Genomic DNA, 12,557 nt, shown 5'->3' with positions numbered 1-12,557 from the left:
GGCGCGTTCTTTTGCGTGCGCCTTACTTGCCGAGCGTGGCCGCCGACTTGACGGCGCAATCCACCTTGACGCTGCTCTTGTCCGCGAAGGAAAGCGTGAGGGGAATGGTCGAGCCGATCTTGAGCGGCTTGCCCGGTTCTTCCATCATGAGGTGATAGCCCTTGGGCGCGAACTGCAACGTGCCGTGCGCGGGCACGTCGACGGACGCGACGGGCGACATGGTCGCGGTGCCGCCCTTGTTTTCCGACTTGTGCATCATCGTCATGCCGAATGCGGGCGTGTCGGCGGCTGTGAGCGTCGCGGGCTTGTCGCCGTCATTGGCGACGACGAAGTAGCCCGACGACGGCAGGTTCGGCGGCATCGCGCGGACCCAGCAGTCGCGCGCTTCGAGCGTGGCCGCGTGCGCGGTGGAGAACATGGCGGAGAAAGCGGCGAGCGCGCCGATGAATGCTGCGGTTTTTTTCATTGCGGCCTCACTTGACCGTGAAGTTGTAGTGACCTTGCGTGCGATGGCCGTCGGCGGCAACCGCCGTCCATTGCACCTTGTAGACGCCCGGCGCGAGATCGCCGAGCGCGACGCTCATGTGCTTCTTGTCGCCGTTATCGACGACGGATTTCGCCGTGTTCACCTGCGTGCCGCGCGCGTCGGTGACGAGCATGGAGCTGAAGGCCGGTTCCAGCGCTTCGCCGAATTCGATGGAGGCTTCATGCGGAGCGCTGACGGTCGCGCCGGGGCCGGGCTGTTGCTGCTTCGGAAGCGCGTGCGCGTGCGCGAGTTGCGTCGCGGCGACGAGTGCGAACGCGAGCGCGCCGCGCAATGCCGATGGAAACGTCATGTGTGTCCTTTCGTGAGCGGGATGTCGGCGCTTGCTCGCCTTTCATGCGGCGGGCAAGCGCGTGCGACGAGTGTGACGAGTGCGATAAGTGCGATGAGTGCGATGACTCAGGCGAAAGCGGGCGGGGCGCGCGGCCGGGCGTCGCCGAACAAGGGCCGACGCGGGGCGCTGGCGACATCGGCTGCAACGAACGAATCGCGCGCGAATCCGAAAGCAGGCGGTGCGTGGGAGACGATCGGCGGGGTGGGCGTGTGTGCGGCGAGATCGCAATAGCCGCAAGCATCTAGACGCGCGGACGTGTGGAGGTGCGTGTCGCCCGAGGCGTGCGTCGCCTGGGGCACGGAGGCGCACGTGGCTACGAGCCAGGCATCGACGTTCTGCGGGGCCAAGAGCCGCGATACGACGGGCGCGAGCGAGAGCAGCAGCATCGCGCAGAGCGCCGCGATACTGCCCGTCTTCCCGATGATGCCCCGACGCAGACGATGCATGCCGTGCTCTTGATAGCCTACGTTGACCGATGCAGCCAATGACGAACTTCGATGCCGCCGAGCCGCCGATTATGCCATGCACGGCAAGGCGGGTTTTGTGCGCGGGCGCGGGCGGCACGAGACGTTTCGACGCGGCGGGCTTCGATTGCAATGAAACGAGCGATTGCTTTTCATCTAACGATGCCCTATAATCTTTTCTTCGACGGACGCGGGGTGGAGCAGTCTGGCAGCTCGTCGGGCTCATAACCCGAAGGTCGTAGGTTCAAATCCTACCCCCGCAACCAACGCCAGCATGGTTGTCCGCGATTCAACGGCGCAAGTTCAAACACTCTGCGCAAGGCTTGAAAAGCCGCCATCACATCAAACCCGCTTCGGCGGGTTTTTTGTTTTCTTGCCCTTGCGCGGTCTTCGCGCACTTCTTGTGACTCCCCTACGCATTGGTCCGCTATCGACGCCTGCCCAGTCGCGCCAGCCCAACGTTCTGACGTCGCTTGAATCAAGCACTCAACGCGTGAACGGGTCCATCCGAGTCCAGAAAGCCGACTTCACCCCCATCAGAAATTAGCCGCCAACCCGAACGACACGCCTCGCACATTCCGCCCGAACACATAGCGCAGCATCGCGCGCGTCCGCGCGACGACGACCGGATACTTGCTGCTATCAAGCTCGAGCCCAACGCCAAGCGACGTCAGATCGTTGAAACCGAGCGCGCCGGCACTATCGCCGAAATAATGCGAATACGCAGTCTCGAGCACATAACGAACGGGCTTGTCGAGCGCGGTCAAACCCGTCGGCGCGCGCCATCGCGCCCACAAGCTGAGCTGTTGCGCGGTCGCCGAACCTTGCACCGCTTCGGACGACGAACCAAAACTGCGCAGATAAATATCGGTTGCGCGGAGTTCCGTATCGATCTCATAGTGCTCGCGGTAGTGCTCGAAATCGAGCATGAGCGAGCCGCCGATGCCATACGCGTTGATCGCGCCGTTCTTGAGAAACTGCAGGTCCGTATCCGCGAGGTAATTGAAAGCGGTCTGCGCGAGCCGCACATCGCTCGCGACGCGCCCGGCCATGCCGTTCACGATCGGCCGCAAGCGCAACTCCTCGGTGATCGGGAAGTCCCAGCCAATGCCGACCGTCGTGCTGAAGGTGTTCCATCTCGTCGGCAAGGCGCGCTGCTGGTGGCCGTCCGTCGCGACGAAGATGGGATCGTACCGGCTATAGGCGGCGGTGCCTTCGAGATAGAGCGGAAACGACTTGCTGACGGTAAAGCCGCCGCCGAACTGCGTCTGACCGAATCCCGGATTGCCGGTCGTGCCGTTGTCGATCGACAGGGAACTCGTCGTCACATCCGGCACGGCCGTGTACGACATGATGGCAAGCACGGCGTTCGCGCGGCTTCGCACGTTAGCGGCCACCAACGCGCGGTCCGGCGCGGCTGCGCGCGTGCTTTCGCCGAATGCAGGCTTCGGCACGGCGGCGAGCATCGGCAATAGCAAGGTGAATGGCAGTGCACGCAACAAGCGGGCAGGAAGGCACAAAGTCGGCATGTTCAACGCGCGTTCGCGCCGCGAGCTTTTGATAGTTGTCGATGAATGCGGCTGCGCGGAGGTGTCCATCGCACGCGAGGCCGTGGTCGCCTGCTTTATTCGTCGACCTAAGCGTTATTGTATCAAGCGCATTCGGTCTGCCAGCGATGCCCAACCTCGACGTTACCGACCGGCTACCGGTTCAAAGCAGCGGCGACGCCTGCAAGCGCATGTCAAAATCGCACATGGCTCGATTCGCCTCACGCACCCGCAACGGAGACGCCTCACTCATGGACATCACCCGCGACCTTCAGGTCATCGCGCATCAGGAAAACACGCTCGTCTTCCCGCAGTTTCACGCCGCCGACGCGTGGCAACTCGGTGCGCAGTTGAGGGAAATGGCGCTCGCACGCGACGCGGCGGTCGCCATCGACGTGCGCACGTTCGGACACCGTCTGTTTTTCGCGGCGCTCGACGGCGCGACGCCCGACAACGCGCGCTGGGCAGAGCGCAAAGCGAGGACCGTCGAACACTTCCGTCGCAGCTCGTATGCGATCGGCCTTACGTTGCAACAGGCCGGCACGACGCTCGCGCAGAAGTTCAGCCTCGATCCCGCGCATTACGCGGCTCACGGGGGCGCGTTCCCGATCCGCGTCGCGAGCGTGGGCGTCGTCGGCTCGGTCGCCGTGTCGGGACTGCCGCAGCGCAACGATCATCAGATGGTCGTCGAAGCGCTCTGTGCCGTGCTCGGCCAGAGCTTCGCCGCGCTGTCGCTCGATCACGTCTGATCGTCGCCCTCGCCGCAGGGAAAGGGCGGAGCGCGAGAGAAAGAAAAGGCGCCTATTTGCAGCGCACGATCATCGAGCGGTTTTTGACGTTGGCCGAGATGACGTTGCTGATGCCGCCGCCCGTGGGTCCGCCTTCCTCGTTGTCCTTCGACACGATGTCGTAACCCGTCGCGCCGCACGCCTTGCCCGCGAGCACGTAGCAGCTTGCCCAGCTCGATCCGGCGTCCGCGCCGCTGCAGTTGACGGCATAACCCGTCTGCCCATCGGGCAGGTTGATGAGCGATGCTTCGTTGGACGACGCGCACGCGCCCAGGCTCGCGATCGCCAAAGCCGCCGCGCCCAGCGCGGCTACGCGGGCGCAGCGCCCGGCGTCGAATAGGGCGCTCGCGCGCGTCGAAAGCCGGCGCATGGGCCGATCGTGTCGCTTCATCTTTACCTCGTCGAAAGCTGCCTGAACAAAACACATCGATGCATGCGCGCCACGGATCGAACGAGTCCGGCGCGCGTTTTGGAGATGCGCATTGTCCCATACGCTGCGAACGCGACGCGAAACCGCTCCGGGTGCGCGCATGCGGGCGCGGGGCTTGCGGAAGGCGTGAGAAGGCGTGTGAAGAGGCTCTGCATGAGGGTTGCGCGCTGAACTATTTCCCGCATCGCGCGCCTTATGCAACGCTGGACCCGTTGAATGCCCGCCGAGGCGTGGCGCCGCTTGCGCGCCATCTTGCCAACGCGCGATTCGAGAAAAGAGACATGACGACATCACGGAGGCACACCCAATGGCCGAAAGAGTGACGGGACCGTATCGGGGTTATTACATCAGCGCATCGGCGCGGCTCGTTCCGGCGCACGATGCCGGCGGCGCGCCCATCTACGTCGGCTCGGTGAATCTCGCGCAAGGTGGACCGGACGACGTGCATCGCTTCGAGGCGCTCGTCGATCTGGGACCCGAGCGGCGCTTCGCGACCGAGGAAGAAGCGCTCGCGCACGTCGAGGAAGCGGCGCGGCAATACATCGACCGGCTGCTGCAACCGACATGATGCGTCCGCTCCATCTGCGTCATCCCGCGCTCTATGACCTCGCGAGCTGCCTCGTCGATCTGTTCCCGGACGGCGCGGACATCATCGAAGTCGGAGCCGACGCGACGCCCGCGCTCTTCGTGAGCTGGCGCACGGGCGGGGTGGCGGACCATGCGGGCAACATTGCGTGGGGCGTGCACTACCGGTTCGATGCCCGCGTGCTGCACGGCTATCCGCATCTTCCGGACGACGCGCGGCAGCGCGTCTGCGAGCGCGTGCGTGAACTGAGCCGTCATCTGGACTTCGATTACGCCGATCCGCGCGCGAGTTCGCTGCTCGTCGTCGATGTCGGCGAGGACGTGCTGAATGCATAGGCGCATCGCTGGACCGGGCGGCGGCCGCGCGGGTACCATAGTCTGCTTGTCGCTGTTCGCATGATGCGCAGCGCTGAACGTCATCGCGCTGGCTTGTCGGGCCAGCCGCGCCCGAGTCACGAGATCATCATGGACATTCGCTTTCTCCCCGACGCGCCCGATTATCGCGAATCCAACCTCACCGTCGAATTCGCCGCGCTCGTCGACGGACGGCGTGTGCCGTGCGCCATTTCCGTCGAGGCCCTCGAAGACCATTTCGGCGCGCAGACGTATGACAGCACCGGCTGGATCGACGCGTTCATTCGAGGCCGCGCGCACATCGAGGCGGTCGCGCGCGAGCACCTGAGCGTGACGAACGGCATGCCCGTGCTTCTCAAGAGTGGGCATTTTCCGCCGGGACGCGTCATCGCCGGGTGAGGGCGCGCCTCTCTTACACGCATACGGTGTAAGGCCTGCATTGCGCCGAAGGAGCGATGTTGTTCACCGCGAAAACCTCGCTGGGCGTGCTTTCGCGCGCATCGCCATCGGAGTACCATGACGGCGTCAATATGCCGCACGCGATGCGATTCGCACGGCATGCAACTTGCTCGGCAGCCACTGCTGCACAGAGCATCCATTATAAAAATCGCCCGGGGTCGTCATGTTTCATTCCTTTCTCCACTCGCTCGCCGAGTCCAACGCGCTTTGGCTCATCTGGGCGGCTGTCGGTGTGCTGATTCTTGGCTTTTGCATCGTGTTTGCGTCGGTCGTTCTCGGCGATTCCGACGAGCCGCTGTATCGCGCGGCGTCCGCGGCACGCCGCGACGACGACGGCCCGATGATCGTCTGACGCGCGCGTGGGGCGTCGCGCATCGCAGTCCAGAACAGAGCCGATTCCCGAGCCGACTTCCACAACCGGCGTCAATATGGCGGTGCCGACAATGCCTCGCATGAGTCAGGACGTAGAGCGGACACGGCAATTGCGACAACATAAGCGGCAGCAGCGCGAGGCGCTCCGTGAGCGCATACTCGAAGTTTCGCGCGGCATCGTTCGAAGCGAGGGCCTCGCGTCGCTATCGATGCGCAAGCTCGCGGACGCCATCGACTACTCGCCGGCCGCGCTGTATCTTCATTTCGCGAGCCGCGCGGAAATCGCCCGGGCGCTGCGCGAAGAAGGGCACGCGCAACTGCGTGCCGCATTCGCGCCGCACGCGGGCATCGCCGATGCAGCGGCGCGCGTGAGGGCGCTGGCCCGCGCGTATGTCGTTTTCGGGCTTGCCGAGCCGGAAACGTATCGGCTCATGTTCATGGAGGCGGCAGAGCAGGCGGAAGACGCCGGCGGTGGAACGCTCGCCCTCGTCGCCGATGCTTTCGCGGAGTTGCGCAGAGCGGGCCGCCTGCCGCGCGATGCCGCGCCTGCCGCGTGGGCGCAGGCGCTTTGGGCGAATTTGCACGGCATCGTCGCGCTGGAATTGAGCGGTGCGGCGCTGCCCGGGACGACGGCGGGGCAGCTCGTCGAGTTGTCGCTCGATACATGGCTTGCCGCGTGCGCTTCGAATTGACCGAAGGAACGTTTCGACTTCAACACGATGACCACCGAAGACATCCGTATCGACACCGCCAACGGCATCGGCTTCATTGCGCTCGATCGTCCGAAGGCACTCAATGCGCTGACCGCGCCGATGCTGCGCGCCATCAGCGAGGCGTTGCGCTCATGGCGTCACGATCAGGCGATTCGCGCCGTGGTCGTCTATAGCCCGCACGTCCGCGCGTTTTGCGCGGGCGGCGATATCCGCTTTCTGCACGAAGCGGCGAAGGCGGGCGACCGCGATGCCATCGACGCGTTCTTCACCGACGAATACAAGCTCAATCACGCGATCTTCACGTTCCCGAAGCCCTACATCGCCGTGGTGAACGGCGTGGTGATGGGCGGCGGCATGGGCATCTCGCAGGGCGCGCACCATACGGGCGGCCTGCGCATCGTTACCCAGTCCACGAAGATGGCGATGCCCGAGACGCGCATCGGTTTCTTTCCGGACGTCGGCGTGACGTGGTTCCTGGCGCGCACGCCGGGTGCGATCGGCCGTTATCTCGCCGCCACGGGCGCGAGCATGGGCGCCGCCGACGCGCTGTATGCGCGCATGGCCGACGCCTATCTCGACGACGGCGCGCTGCCAGGTCTCGTCGAGTCGCTGCGGCATCAGCGTTTTCTCGATGGCGTGGATATCGTGCGCTTCGTCGAAAACGAGACGACGAAGCACAAGGTCGCGCCGATTCCCGACGCGAGCGCGCTCGCCCGGGCGCGCTCGCTCATCGACAAGCACTTCGCGGCCGGCAACGGCGCGGCGATACTGGCCTCGCTCCAGCGCGAAGCGGAGACGAGCGGTCACGAGTGGGCGCGGCGCACGGCGGCGGAGTTGCGCGAGCGTTCGCCGCTCTCGGTGGACGTGGCGCTTCAGCAGGTCGATCGCGCGCGCTTCTCGACGATGGCCGAAACGCTGCGCCGCGACCTCGATCTCGCGCGTTCGGTGTTCGCTCGCGGCGACGTGGCGGAGGGCATTCGCGCGCGCATCGTCGACAAGGACGATCAGCCGCGCTGGAAGGTCGCGTGCGCCGAGGATGTTCAGTCGCGAGACGTCGAGCGCATGTTCGAAAGTGCGTGGACGCCGGCGGCGCATCCGCTGCGGCTTTTGAAGGATTGAGGGAAGGGGGGGCGCGAAGCGTGCCGCCGGCTCAGTCGCGTTCGCTGCCTGCCATGAACGCGCGCATGAACACGAGCGCGCCCCAGCCCCAGATCGCGTTCGCGATAAAGCCTGGGGCCAGGCGCGGCAGCATGTTGCCGCTCGGCCAGATGCCGCGTACGGGGTCGATGACGAACACGCTCACCGCCGTCAGCACGATACCGCCGAACACGAGCGCACCGATCCACGGCGCGCGGCGCTCGGGCGCGACGCGCAGCAGCCAGGCCATCAGCACGGCGAAGACCGCGCTCCACAGCGCATTGGCGATGAACTCGGGCAGACCCAGCGGAAGAAACGGGGCGGTGGAGAAACCGGCCGGATCGATCAAGCCGGCAGCATGGAGAAGCGCGAGCGTCGATTCGCGGAAAAACAGGGCGGCAAGAAAACCGGAGACTAACGGCAGAATGAGTTTTTGCATGGGCTGGACCGCTTGCGGACGAGGGCGCGGTTCGCTCGATTAATGACGAGCGCCATTATAGGGGCGCGCGTTCGACCGCCGGCGGCCGTCACACCGGCTCACGGGCGCTTACTTCGCGATAGCGTCGCTCGCCGGGCTGTGATGCAGCATTCGATCGCTATTGGGCGGCGGCGCGGGCCGCTTGACGGGCATGTTGTCGGGATTATCCGGACGCGTCGCGCTGGCTGCGGGCGAGCCGGGCGCGTCCGGCGGCTTCACCATCGATGCGCCATCATCCGGGCGCGCGGTCTGCGCGTTTGCTGCCAGCGCTACGCAGAGCGCGGCGGTCGCCGCCATCAGTTGCTTCGTCATCTCTTTCTCCCGGACTCCGCGTGAGTGCCGCGCGATGCGCCGCACGTTCACGTGTGACAGCCGTCGGCGCGAAAGATTCGTCCCGCCGACGACCCGACGTGCGCTCGATCCGTTTTGGCGCGCTGCGGTAAAATTCTCGATTCGCCCGCAAAATCGACATCTCCCCTCGCCATGTCCGCAGTGTCCAAAAGCAGCCCCCGCCGCGTGTCCGTCGCGCCCATGATGGACTGGACGGATCGCCATTGCCGCTCGCTGCATCGGCTGATATCGCGTCATGCCTGGCTTTATACCGAAATGGTGACGACGGGCGCGCTCCTCTACGGCGACGTCGCGCGGCATCTCGCGTTCACGCCCGCAGAGGCGCCCGTCGCGCTGCAACTCGGCGGCAGCGAGCCGGAAGATCTCGCGAAATGCGCGAAGCTCGGCGAGCAATGGGGCTACGACGAGATCAACCTGAATTGCGGCTGCCCGTCCGAGCGCGTGCAGCGCGGCGCATTCGGCGCATGCCTGATGAAAGAGCCGCGGCTCGTCGCGGATTGCGTGAAGGCGATGCGCGACGCCGTGTCCGTTCCGGTGACGGTCAAGCATCGCATCGGCGTGGATGCCGTCGAGGACTATGCGTTCGTGCGCGACTTCGTGGGCACGGTCGCGGACGCGGGCTGCGAAGTGTTCATCGTCCACGCGCGCAATGCGATTTTGAAGGGACTGAGCCCGAAGGAGAATCGCGAAATTCCGCCGCTCAAGTACGACTATGCGTACCGATTGAAGCGCGATTTTCCGCATCTGGAGATTTCGATCAACGGCGGCATCAAGACGCTCGACGAAGTCGAAGAGCACCTGAAGCACGTCGATGGCGTCATGCTCGGGCGCGAGGCTTATCACAATCCGTATGTGCTCGCGGACGTCGACACGCGCTTTTACGGCGCCGCCACGCCCGTGCCGACGCGCGAGGAAATTGAGGCCGGGCTGATCGACTATGCGCGCGCGGAACTCGCACGCGGCACGTATCTCGGCGCGGTGACGCGTCATGCGCTCGGCTTGTATCGGGGCGTCGCGGGTGCACGGGGATGGCGGCGCGTGCTGTCGGACAGTCGCCGGCTGGCGAAGGGCGATCTCTCTATTTTCGACGAAGCGCGCAGTCACTTGCGCGATGCCGTCGAGGCGATCGAGTCGTAGAACCGCGGACGCGGATGTTATCGAGTCATCGAAAAACAATGCTCGCGAAGGGCTAGGCAACCGGAAAGTTTGTTCGTATAATCTCGCTTCTCGATCGGCAGGCAATCTTGTCGAAGGGAGAAGCAGTAGATCGTTGTTCAGTGGTGGCTGTAGCTCAGTTGGTAGAGTCCAGGATTGTGATTCCTGTCGTCGTGGGTTCGAGTCCCATCAGCCACCCCAAAGCATTCAAGCAAAAGCCCAGTCCGATGACTGGGCTTTTTGTTTTTCTGCTCTCGGCACGCGCTCCACGCCACTCCCGCCCCACCGTGCTAGCATCTTCGAACCACCACCCCGAACGACGACCATGGAGGCACCTATGGCTACTTTGGCGATCGACGGCGTGCGTTGGGTCAACGACCGCGTGACCAACGTCCGCTGGGGCAGCTTCGATTCCGCCACGAACAAGTGGGCGGCTCCGACCACCATCGTGGACGTCCGCCAAGTCGTGGACGCCATCAGGAGCGGCAAGGAAGTGCGCACGCTCTTCACGCTCGGCGGCCGGACCTTTCTCGGCCCAAAAGTCACCGCCTTGCCTTACGCGAACGGCCACGTCGGCATCGAGGCGCGCGTGCAGGAAGGGCAGATCGAAAAATCGCTCGAAGATTTGCCGCCGGTATGAGCATCGACCGGAGGAGCCACGTTGAATCGCGAACAGGCACTTAGCTTCGAAACGGAATGGATGCCGCGCATCGCCGAGCGCATCGCGCGGGAGTTGGGTCGCGCACTGCAAGTCGAGATCGTGCCGGGCGACTATCCACATCAGCCGACACGACTGCGCGTAAGCGCCGCGCCGCATCACGACGGCGAACGCGCGCGCCGCTATCCGTTCGATCTCAACGTGTATCTCACCTGGGACGACGACGAAATCGAGCGCCTTCTGCGCCCAGGCGGAGACGCGCGCCTGCAGCGGTATCTGGACGCGCTCGCCCGCAAGCTCGACGCCTGGGAAGGCGCGCGCGAAGTCGACATCGCGACGCGTTCGCAAAGCGAGCCGTCCGTGCTGCTCGGCGGCCTCGACTTCGAGGCGTGAACAGTATCGCTCGTATCGCCGTCAAACAGGTTCGTTCACCAGTTCGGAGGATGAAATGGCATCGTCGAATGAAGGGAAGCTGCGCGCATTCGTGCAAACGGCGGAGCAGGCGGGCGGTTTCGTGTGGGTTATCGCGCTCGTCGACTTCGCGGCGGGCGACGTCAAGCGCGCGATGGTCTCGGAAGAAAACTTCGCCACCGCCGACGCCGCCCGCGACGCCGGCAACGACCGCCTCAAGGCCATGTCGAGCGATCGCTGAGCGCGTCGGCGCGTTCGCAAGACGTTCGACGCCTTCGCACGAGTGCATCGCGAACGCCGCACGGCACGCGCGCAACGCCCGCCGATAATGCCTTCACACTGATCAACGTTCACAGGAGAACGTCATGAATCGCTTCGAAGGCAAGACGGTGCTCGTCACCGGCGGAAACAGCGGCATCGGGCTGGCAGCCGCGCAGGCGTTCGCGGCCGAAGGCGCGCGCGTCGTCATAACGGGCCGCGACGAGGCCTCGCTCGCGACGGCGCGCGCATCGCTCGGCCACGACGCCATCGCGATACGCAATGTCGCCGGCACGGTCGCGGCGGCGCGCAAGCTTGCCGAACATCTGAAAAACGAGGACGTGAGACTCGACGCGATGTTCGTCAACGCGGGCGTCGGCACGTTCGCTCCATTTTCCGAAATCGACGAACGCGCCTGGGACGAGACCTTCGCGATCAACGTCAAAGGCCCGTACTTCCAGATCCAGGCGCTCGTGCCGCTTTTCAACGACGGCGCGTCGATCGTGCTCAACGGGTCGATCAACGCGCATATCGGCATGCCGGCGTCGTCGGTGTATGCGGCGAGCAAGGCCGCGCTCGCGTCGCTCGCGAAGACGCTGTCGGCCGAACTGCTGCCGCGCGGCGTGCGGGTGAACGTCGTGAGCCCCGGTCCTGTCGCGACGCCGCTGCACGCGAAGCTCGGTCTCGTCGATGAAGCCGCCGCCGGCCTGAAAGCCCAGATTCCGCTCGGCCGCTTCGGCAAGGCGAGCGAAGTGGCGGCGACGGTGCTGCTGCTCGCATCGCAGGAAGCGGGGTTCATCGTCGGCACCGAAATCGTGATCGACGGCGGCATGAGTCAGCTCTGAGCGCGCGTCGCCGATCGCTCGCCGGGCGCTCTAGCCATATCGGGAAATCGCGGAGCCGTCGCGCGCGTTCATCGGCGCGACGACACAATCGCGAAAGGTCACGACAGGGCCAAGACGATGAGCGACGACGAAGCGAAAAAGAGAACGCAGGAAGGGCGACAGCGGCGCGACGAAGCAGTGGGCGAAGCGGCAATGCGCGCCGACGCCGAAGCATCCTCCGCCAGCGAGCGGCTGCGCGAGAACGAGGCCGCGCGTCAGGACGAACAGTTCCGCGCGATGTTCGCGTCGGTGTCGTCCGCGAACGATGCAGCGCGGCTCGCACGCGAGTCGGCCGAGGCGTCGCGCCGGTCCGCGTTCTGGACGATGATCGCCGCGCTCGCGGCGGCTGCCGGCGTGATCGTCAACGCGGCGATCGCGCTCGGATGGCTCGACGGGCTCAGGCGCTGAACGGCAGCAACGCGCGCCTGCCTAGAACGCCCACCACGCGCGCACGCTCGGTTCGCCGTCGAGGGCGCGCAGGAAGTCGTCGGCGAAGGCGTCGCTCACGGCTTTCCATTCCGGCGTGCCGCCTGGCACGTCGTCTGGATTCTTCAGTCCGCGCGCATGGCGGATGGCGGCGACCGCTTCGCTCAGCGCGGCGATCGAGTCGAGGCTTTGCAGGTTCATGGGCCGTT

21 protein-coding genes and 2 tRNA genes are annotated in these 12,557 nt (G+C 65.2%); 15 read left to right on the top strand and 8 right to left on the bottom strand.

Features of this window, described 5'->3' with window-relative positions; genetic code table 11:
* Window positions 1-22 precede the first annotated feature (22 nt).
* The 3 genes from LDZ27_RS07985 to LDZ27_RS07975 form a co-directional block, all read right to left on the bottom strand.
* Window positions 23-466 carry a copper chaperone PCu(A)C gene (locus tag LDZ27_RS07985; protein ID WP_244813589.1) on the bottom strand — a complete coding sequence of 148 codons (444 nt, stop codon included), beginning with the start codon at window positions 464-466 and terminating at the stop codon, window positions 23-25.
* 7 nt (window positions 467-473) lie between these two features.
* A complete protein-coding gene (locus tag LDZ27_RS07980) occupies window positions 474-836 on the bottom strand; it encodes a copper resistance protein CopC (protein WP_244813588.1) in 363 nt (120 codons plus the stop codon).
* 107 nt (window positions 837-943) lie between these two features.
* Window positions 944-1,324 (bottom strand): DUF2946 domain-containing protein, encoded by a 381-nt coding sequence (locus tag LDZ27_RS07975; protein ID WP_244813587.1) that lies wholly within the window; start codon window positions 1,322-1,324, stop codon window positions 944-946.
* A gap of 207 nt (window positions 1,325-1,531) precedes the next feature.
* On the opposite strand from LDZ27_RS07975, the gene LDZ27_RS07970 reads away from it, so the two are divergent.
* Window positions 1,532-1,608 (top strand) — tRNA-Met (locus LDZ27_RS07970).
* Window positions 1,609-1,878: 270 nt separating this feature from the next.
* On the opposite strand, the gene LDZ27_RS07965 is transcribed toward LDZ27_RS07970, so the two are convergent.
* The gene (locus LDZ27_RS07965; RefSeq protein WP_370653275.1) at window positions 1,879-2,871 is read right to left on the bottom strand and encodes a hypothetical protein; all 993 of its coding nucleotides are present in this window, start codon (window positions 2,869-2,871) and stop codon (window positions 1,879-1,881) included.
* Between the two features lie 269 nt (window positions 2,872-3,140).
* Here LDZ27_RS07965 and LDZ27_RS07960 point away from each other — a divergent pair, with 269 nt between their 5' ends.
* Entirely contained in the window at window positions 3,141-3,638 is a 498-nt protein-coding gene (locus LDZ27_RS07960) for a heme-degrading domain-containing protein (RefSeq protein WP_244813586.1), read from the top strand.
* 52 nt (window positions 3,639-3,690) lie between these two features.
* On the opposite strand, the gene LDZ27_RS07955 is transcribed toward LDZ27_RS07960, so the two are convergent.
* A complete protein-coding gene (locus tag LDZ27_RS07955) occupies window positions 3,691-4,047 on the bottom strand; it encodes a hypothetical protein (RefSeq protein ID WP_244816082.1) in 357 nt (118 codons plus the stop codon).
* A gap of 367 nt (window positions 4,048-4,414) precedes the next feature.
* Between LDZ27_RS07955 and LDZ27_RS07950 the strand changes: the two genes are divergently transcribed.
* From LDZ27_RS07950 to LDZ27_RS07925, 6 genes are all read left to right on the top strand, one after another.
* On the top strand, window positions 4,415-4,675 hold the full coding sequence (locus LDZ27_RS07950) for a hypothetical protein (protein ID WP_244813585.1): 261 nt from the start codon (window positions 4,415-4,417) through the stop codon (window positions 4,673-4,675).
* On the top strand, window positions 4,672-5,028 hold the full coding sequence (locus LDZ27_RS07945) for a hypothetical protein (RefSeq protein ID WP_244813584.1): 357 nt from the start codon (window positions 4,672-4,674) through the stop codon (window positions 5,026-5,028). Before LDZ27_RS07950 ends, LDZ27_RS07945 begins: the two co-directional genes overlap by 4 nt.
* Before the next feature lie 129 nt (window positions 5,029-5,157).
* Complete coding sequence (locus LDZ27_RS07940) at window positions 5,158-5,445, top strand: DUF1488 domain-containing protein (protein ID WP_244813583.1); 288 nt, start codon at window positions 5,158-5,160, stop codon at window positions 5,443-5,445.
* A 223-nt stretch (window positions 5,446-5,668) separates the two neighbouring features.
* Window positions 5,669-5,857, top strand: a complete 189-nt coding sequence (locus LDZ27_RS07935; protein WP_244813582.1) for a hypothetical protein — start codon at window positions 5,669-5,671, stop codon at window positions 5,855-5,857.
* 130 nt (window positions 5,858-5,987) lie between these two features.
* Window positions 5,988-6,569, top strand: coding sequence for a TetR/AcrR family transcriptional regulator (locus tag LDZ27_RS07930; protein WP_244813581.1), 582 nt, complete (start codon window positions 5,988-5,990; stop codon window positions 6,567-6,569).
* A 27-nt stretch (window positions 6,570-6,596) separates the two neighbouring features.
* Window positions 6,597-7,709 (top strand): enoyl-CoA hydratase/isomerase family protein, encoded by a 1,113-nt coding sequence (locus tag LDZ27_RS07925; RefSeq protein ID WP_244813580.1) that lies wholly within the window; start codon window positions 6,597-6,599, stop codon window positions 7,707-7,709.
* Window positions 7,710-7,740: 31 nt separating this feature from the next.
* On the opposite strand, the gene LDZ27_RS07920 is transcribed toward LDZ27_RS07925, so the two are convergent.
* Window positions 7,741-8,166, bottom strand: a complete 426-nt coding sequence (locus tag LDZ27_RS07920; RefSeq protein ID WP_244813579.1) for a hypothetical protein — start codon at window positions 8,164-8,166, stop codon at window positions 7,741-7,743.
* A gap of 108 nt (window positions 8,167-8,274) precedes the next feature.
* Window positions 8,275-8,517, bottom strand: a complete 243-nt coding sequence (locus LDZ27_RS07915) for a hypothetical protein (protein WP_244813578.1) — start codon at window positions 8,515-8,517, stop codon at window positions 8,275-8,277.
* Between the two features lie 171 nt (window positions 8,518-8,688).
* On the opposite strand from LDZ27_RS07915, the gene dusA reads away from it, so the two are divergent.
* The 7 genes from dusA (at window position 8,689) to LDZ27_RS07880 (ending at window position 12,330) form a co-directional block, all read left to right on the top strand.
* Window positions 8,689-9,693, top strand: coding sequence for a tRNA dihydrouridine(20/20a) synthase DusA (gene dusA / locus LDZ27_RS07910; protein ID WP_244813577.1), 1,005 nt, complete (start codon window positions 8,689-8,691; stop codon window positions 9,691-9,693).
* Window positions 9,694-9,836: 143 nt separating this feature from the next.
* Window positions 9,837-9,912, top strand: a tRNA-His gene (locus tag LDZ27_RS07905).
* 136 nt (window positions 9,913-10,048) lie between these two features.
* Entirely contained in the window at window positions 10,049-10,351 is a 303-nt protein-coding gene (locus tag LDZ27_RS07900) for a hypothetical protein (RefSeq protein ID WP_244813576.1), read from the top strand.
* Between the two features lie 21 nt (window positions 10,352-10,372).
* On the top strand, window positions 10,373-10,762 hold the full coding sequence (locus LDZ27_RS07895; RefSeq protein ID WP_244813575.1) for a DUF5594 family protein: 390 nt from the start codon (window positions 10,373-10,375) through the stop codon (window positions 10,760-10,762).
* 55 nt (window positions 10,763-10,817) lie between these two features.
* Window positions 10,818-11,021 (top strand): hypothetical protein, encoded by a 204-nt coding sequence (locus LDZ27_RS07890; protein WP_244813574.1) that lies wholly within the window; start codon window positions 10,818-10,820, stop codon window positions 11,019-11,021.
* A 124-nt stretch (window positions 11,022-11,145) separates the two neighbouring features.
* Window positions 11,146-11,883 carry an SDR family oxidoreductase gene (locus LDZ27_RS07885; protein ID WP_244813573.1) on the top strand — a complete coding sequence of 246 codons (738 nt, stop codon included), beginning with the start codon at window positions 11,146-11,148 and terminating at the stop codon, window positions 11,881-11,883.
* A gap of 117 nt (window positions 11,884-12,000) precedes the next feature.
* Window positions 12,001-12,330, top strand: coding sequence for a hypothetical protein (locus LDZ27_RS07880; RefSeq protein WP_244813572.1), 330 nt, complete (start codon window positions 12,001-12,003; stop codon window positions 12,328-12,330).
* 21 nt (window positions 12,331-12,351) lie between these two features.
* Here LDZ27_RS07880 and LDZ27_RS07875 read toward each other — a convergent pair whose 3' ends face one another.
* On the bottom strand, window positions 12,352-12,549 hold the full coding sequence (locus LDZ27_RS07875) for a hypothetical protein (RefSeq protein WP_244813571.1): 198 nt from the start codon (window positions 12,547-12,549) through the stop codon (window positions 12,352-12,354).
* Between the last annotated feature and the right edge of the window lie 8 nt (window positions 12,550-12,557).

Source organism: Caballeronia sp. Lep1P3 (assembly GCF_022879595.1).
Taxonomy (GTDB): domain Bacteria; phylum Pseudomonadota; class Gammaproteobacteria; order Burkholderiales; family Burkholderiaceae; genus Caballeronia.
Note: the sequence above shows the minus strand (reverse complement) of the source record. Positions and strands in the feature narration are given on the sequence as shown.

Bases quoted from the DNA above. Each gene is read 5' to 3' on its own strand.
- LDZ27_RS07985 (WP_244813589.1), bottom strand. From the start codon at position 466: ATGAAAAAAACCGCAGCATTCATCGGCGCGCTCGCCGCTTTCTCCGCC.
- LDZ27_RS07980 (WP_244813588.1), bottom strand. From the start codon at position 836: ATGACGTTTCCATCGGCATTGCGCGGCGCGCTCGCGTTCGCACTCGTC.
- LDZ27_RS07975 (WP_244813587.1), bottom strand. From the start codon at position 1,324: ATGCATCGTCTGCGTCGGGGCATCATCGGGAAGACGGGCAGTATCGCG.
- LDZ27_RS07965 (WP_370653275.1), bottom strand. From the start codon at position 2,871: ATGCCGACTTTGTGCCTTCCTGCCCGCTTGTTGCGTGCACTGCCATTC.
- LDZ27_RS07960 (WP_244813586.1), top strand. From the start codon at position 3,141: ATGGACATCACCCGCGACCTTCAGGTCATCGCGCATCAGGAAAACACG.
- LDZ27_RS07955 (WP_244816082.1), bottom strand. From the start codon at position 4,047: ATGCGCCGGCTTTCGACGCGCGCGAGCGCCCTATTCGACGCCGGGCGC.
- LDZ27_RS07950 (WP_244813585.1), top strand. From the start codon at position 4,415: ATGGCCGAAAGAGTGACGGGACCGTATCGGGGTTATTACATCAGCGCA.
- LDZ27_RS07945 (WP_244813584.1), top strand. From the start codon at position 4,672: ATGATGCGTCCGCTCCATCTGCGTCATCCCGCGCTCTATGACCTCGCG.
- LDZ27_RS07940 (WP_244813583.1), top strand. From the start codon at position 5,158: ATGGACATTCGCTTTCTCCCCGACGCGCCCGATTATCGCGAATCCAAC.
- LDZ27_RS07935 (WP_244813582.1), top strand. From the start codon at position 5,669: ATGTTTCATTCCTTTCTCCACTCGCTCGCCGAGTCCAACGCGCTTTGG.
- LDZ27_RS07925 (WP_244813580.1), top strand. From the start codon at position 6,597: ATGACCACCGAAGACATCCGTATCGACACCGCCAACGGCATCGGCTTC.
- LDZ27_RS07920 (WP_244813579.1), bottom strand. From the start codon at position 8,166: ATGCAAAAACTCATTCTGCCGTTAGTCTCCGGTTTTCTTGCCGCCCTG.
- LDZ27_RS07915 (WP_244813578.1), bottom strand. From the start codon at position 8,517: ATGACGAAGCAACTGATGGCGGCGACCGCCGCGCTCTGCGTAGCGCTG.
- dusA (WP_244813577.1), top strand. From the start codon at position 8,689: ATGTCCGCAGTGTCCAAAAGCAGCCCCCGCCGCGTGTCCGTCGCGCCC.
- LDZ27_RS07900 (WP_244813576.1), top strand. From the start codon at position 10,049: ATGGCTACTTTGGCGATCGACGGCGTGCGTTGGGTCAACGACCGCGTG.
- LDZ27_RS07890 (WP_244813574.1), top strand. From the start codon at position 10,818: ATGGCATCGTCGAATGAAGGGAAGCTGCGCGCATTCGTGCAAACGGCG.
- LDZ27_RS07885 (WP_244813573.1), top strand. From the start codon at position 11,146: ATGAATCGCTTCGAAGGCAAGACGGTGCTCGTCACCGGCGGAAACAGC.
- LDZ27_RS07880 (WP_244813572.1), top strand. From the start codon at position 12,001: ATGAGCGACGACGAAGCGAAAAAGAGAACGCAGGAAGGGCGACAGCGG.
- LDZ27_RS07875 (WP_244813571.1), bottom strand. From the start codon at position 12,549: ATGAACCTGCAAAGCCTCGACTCGATCGCCGCGCTGAGCGAAGCGGTC.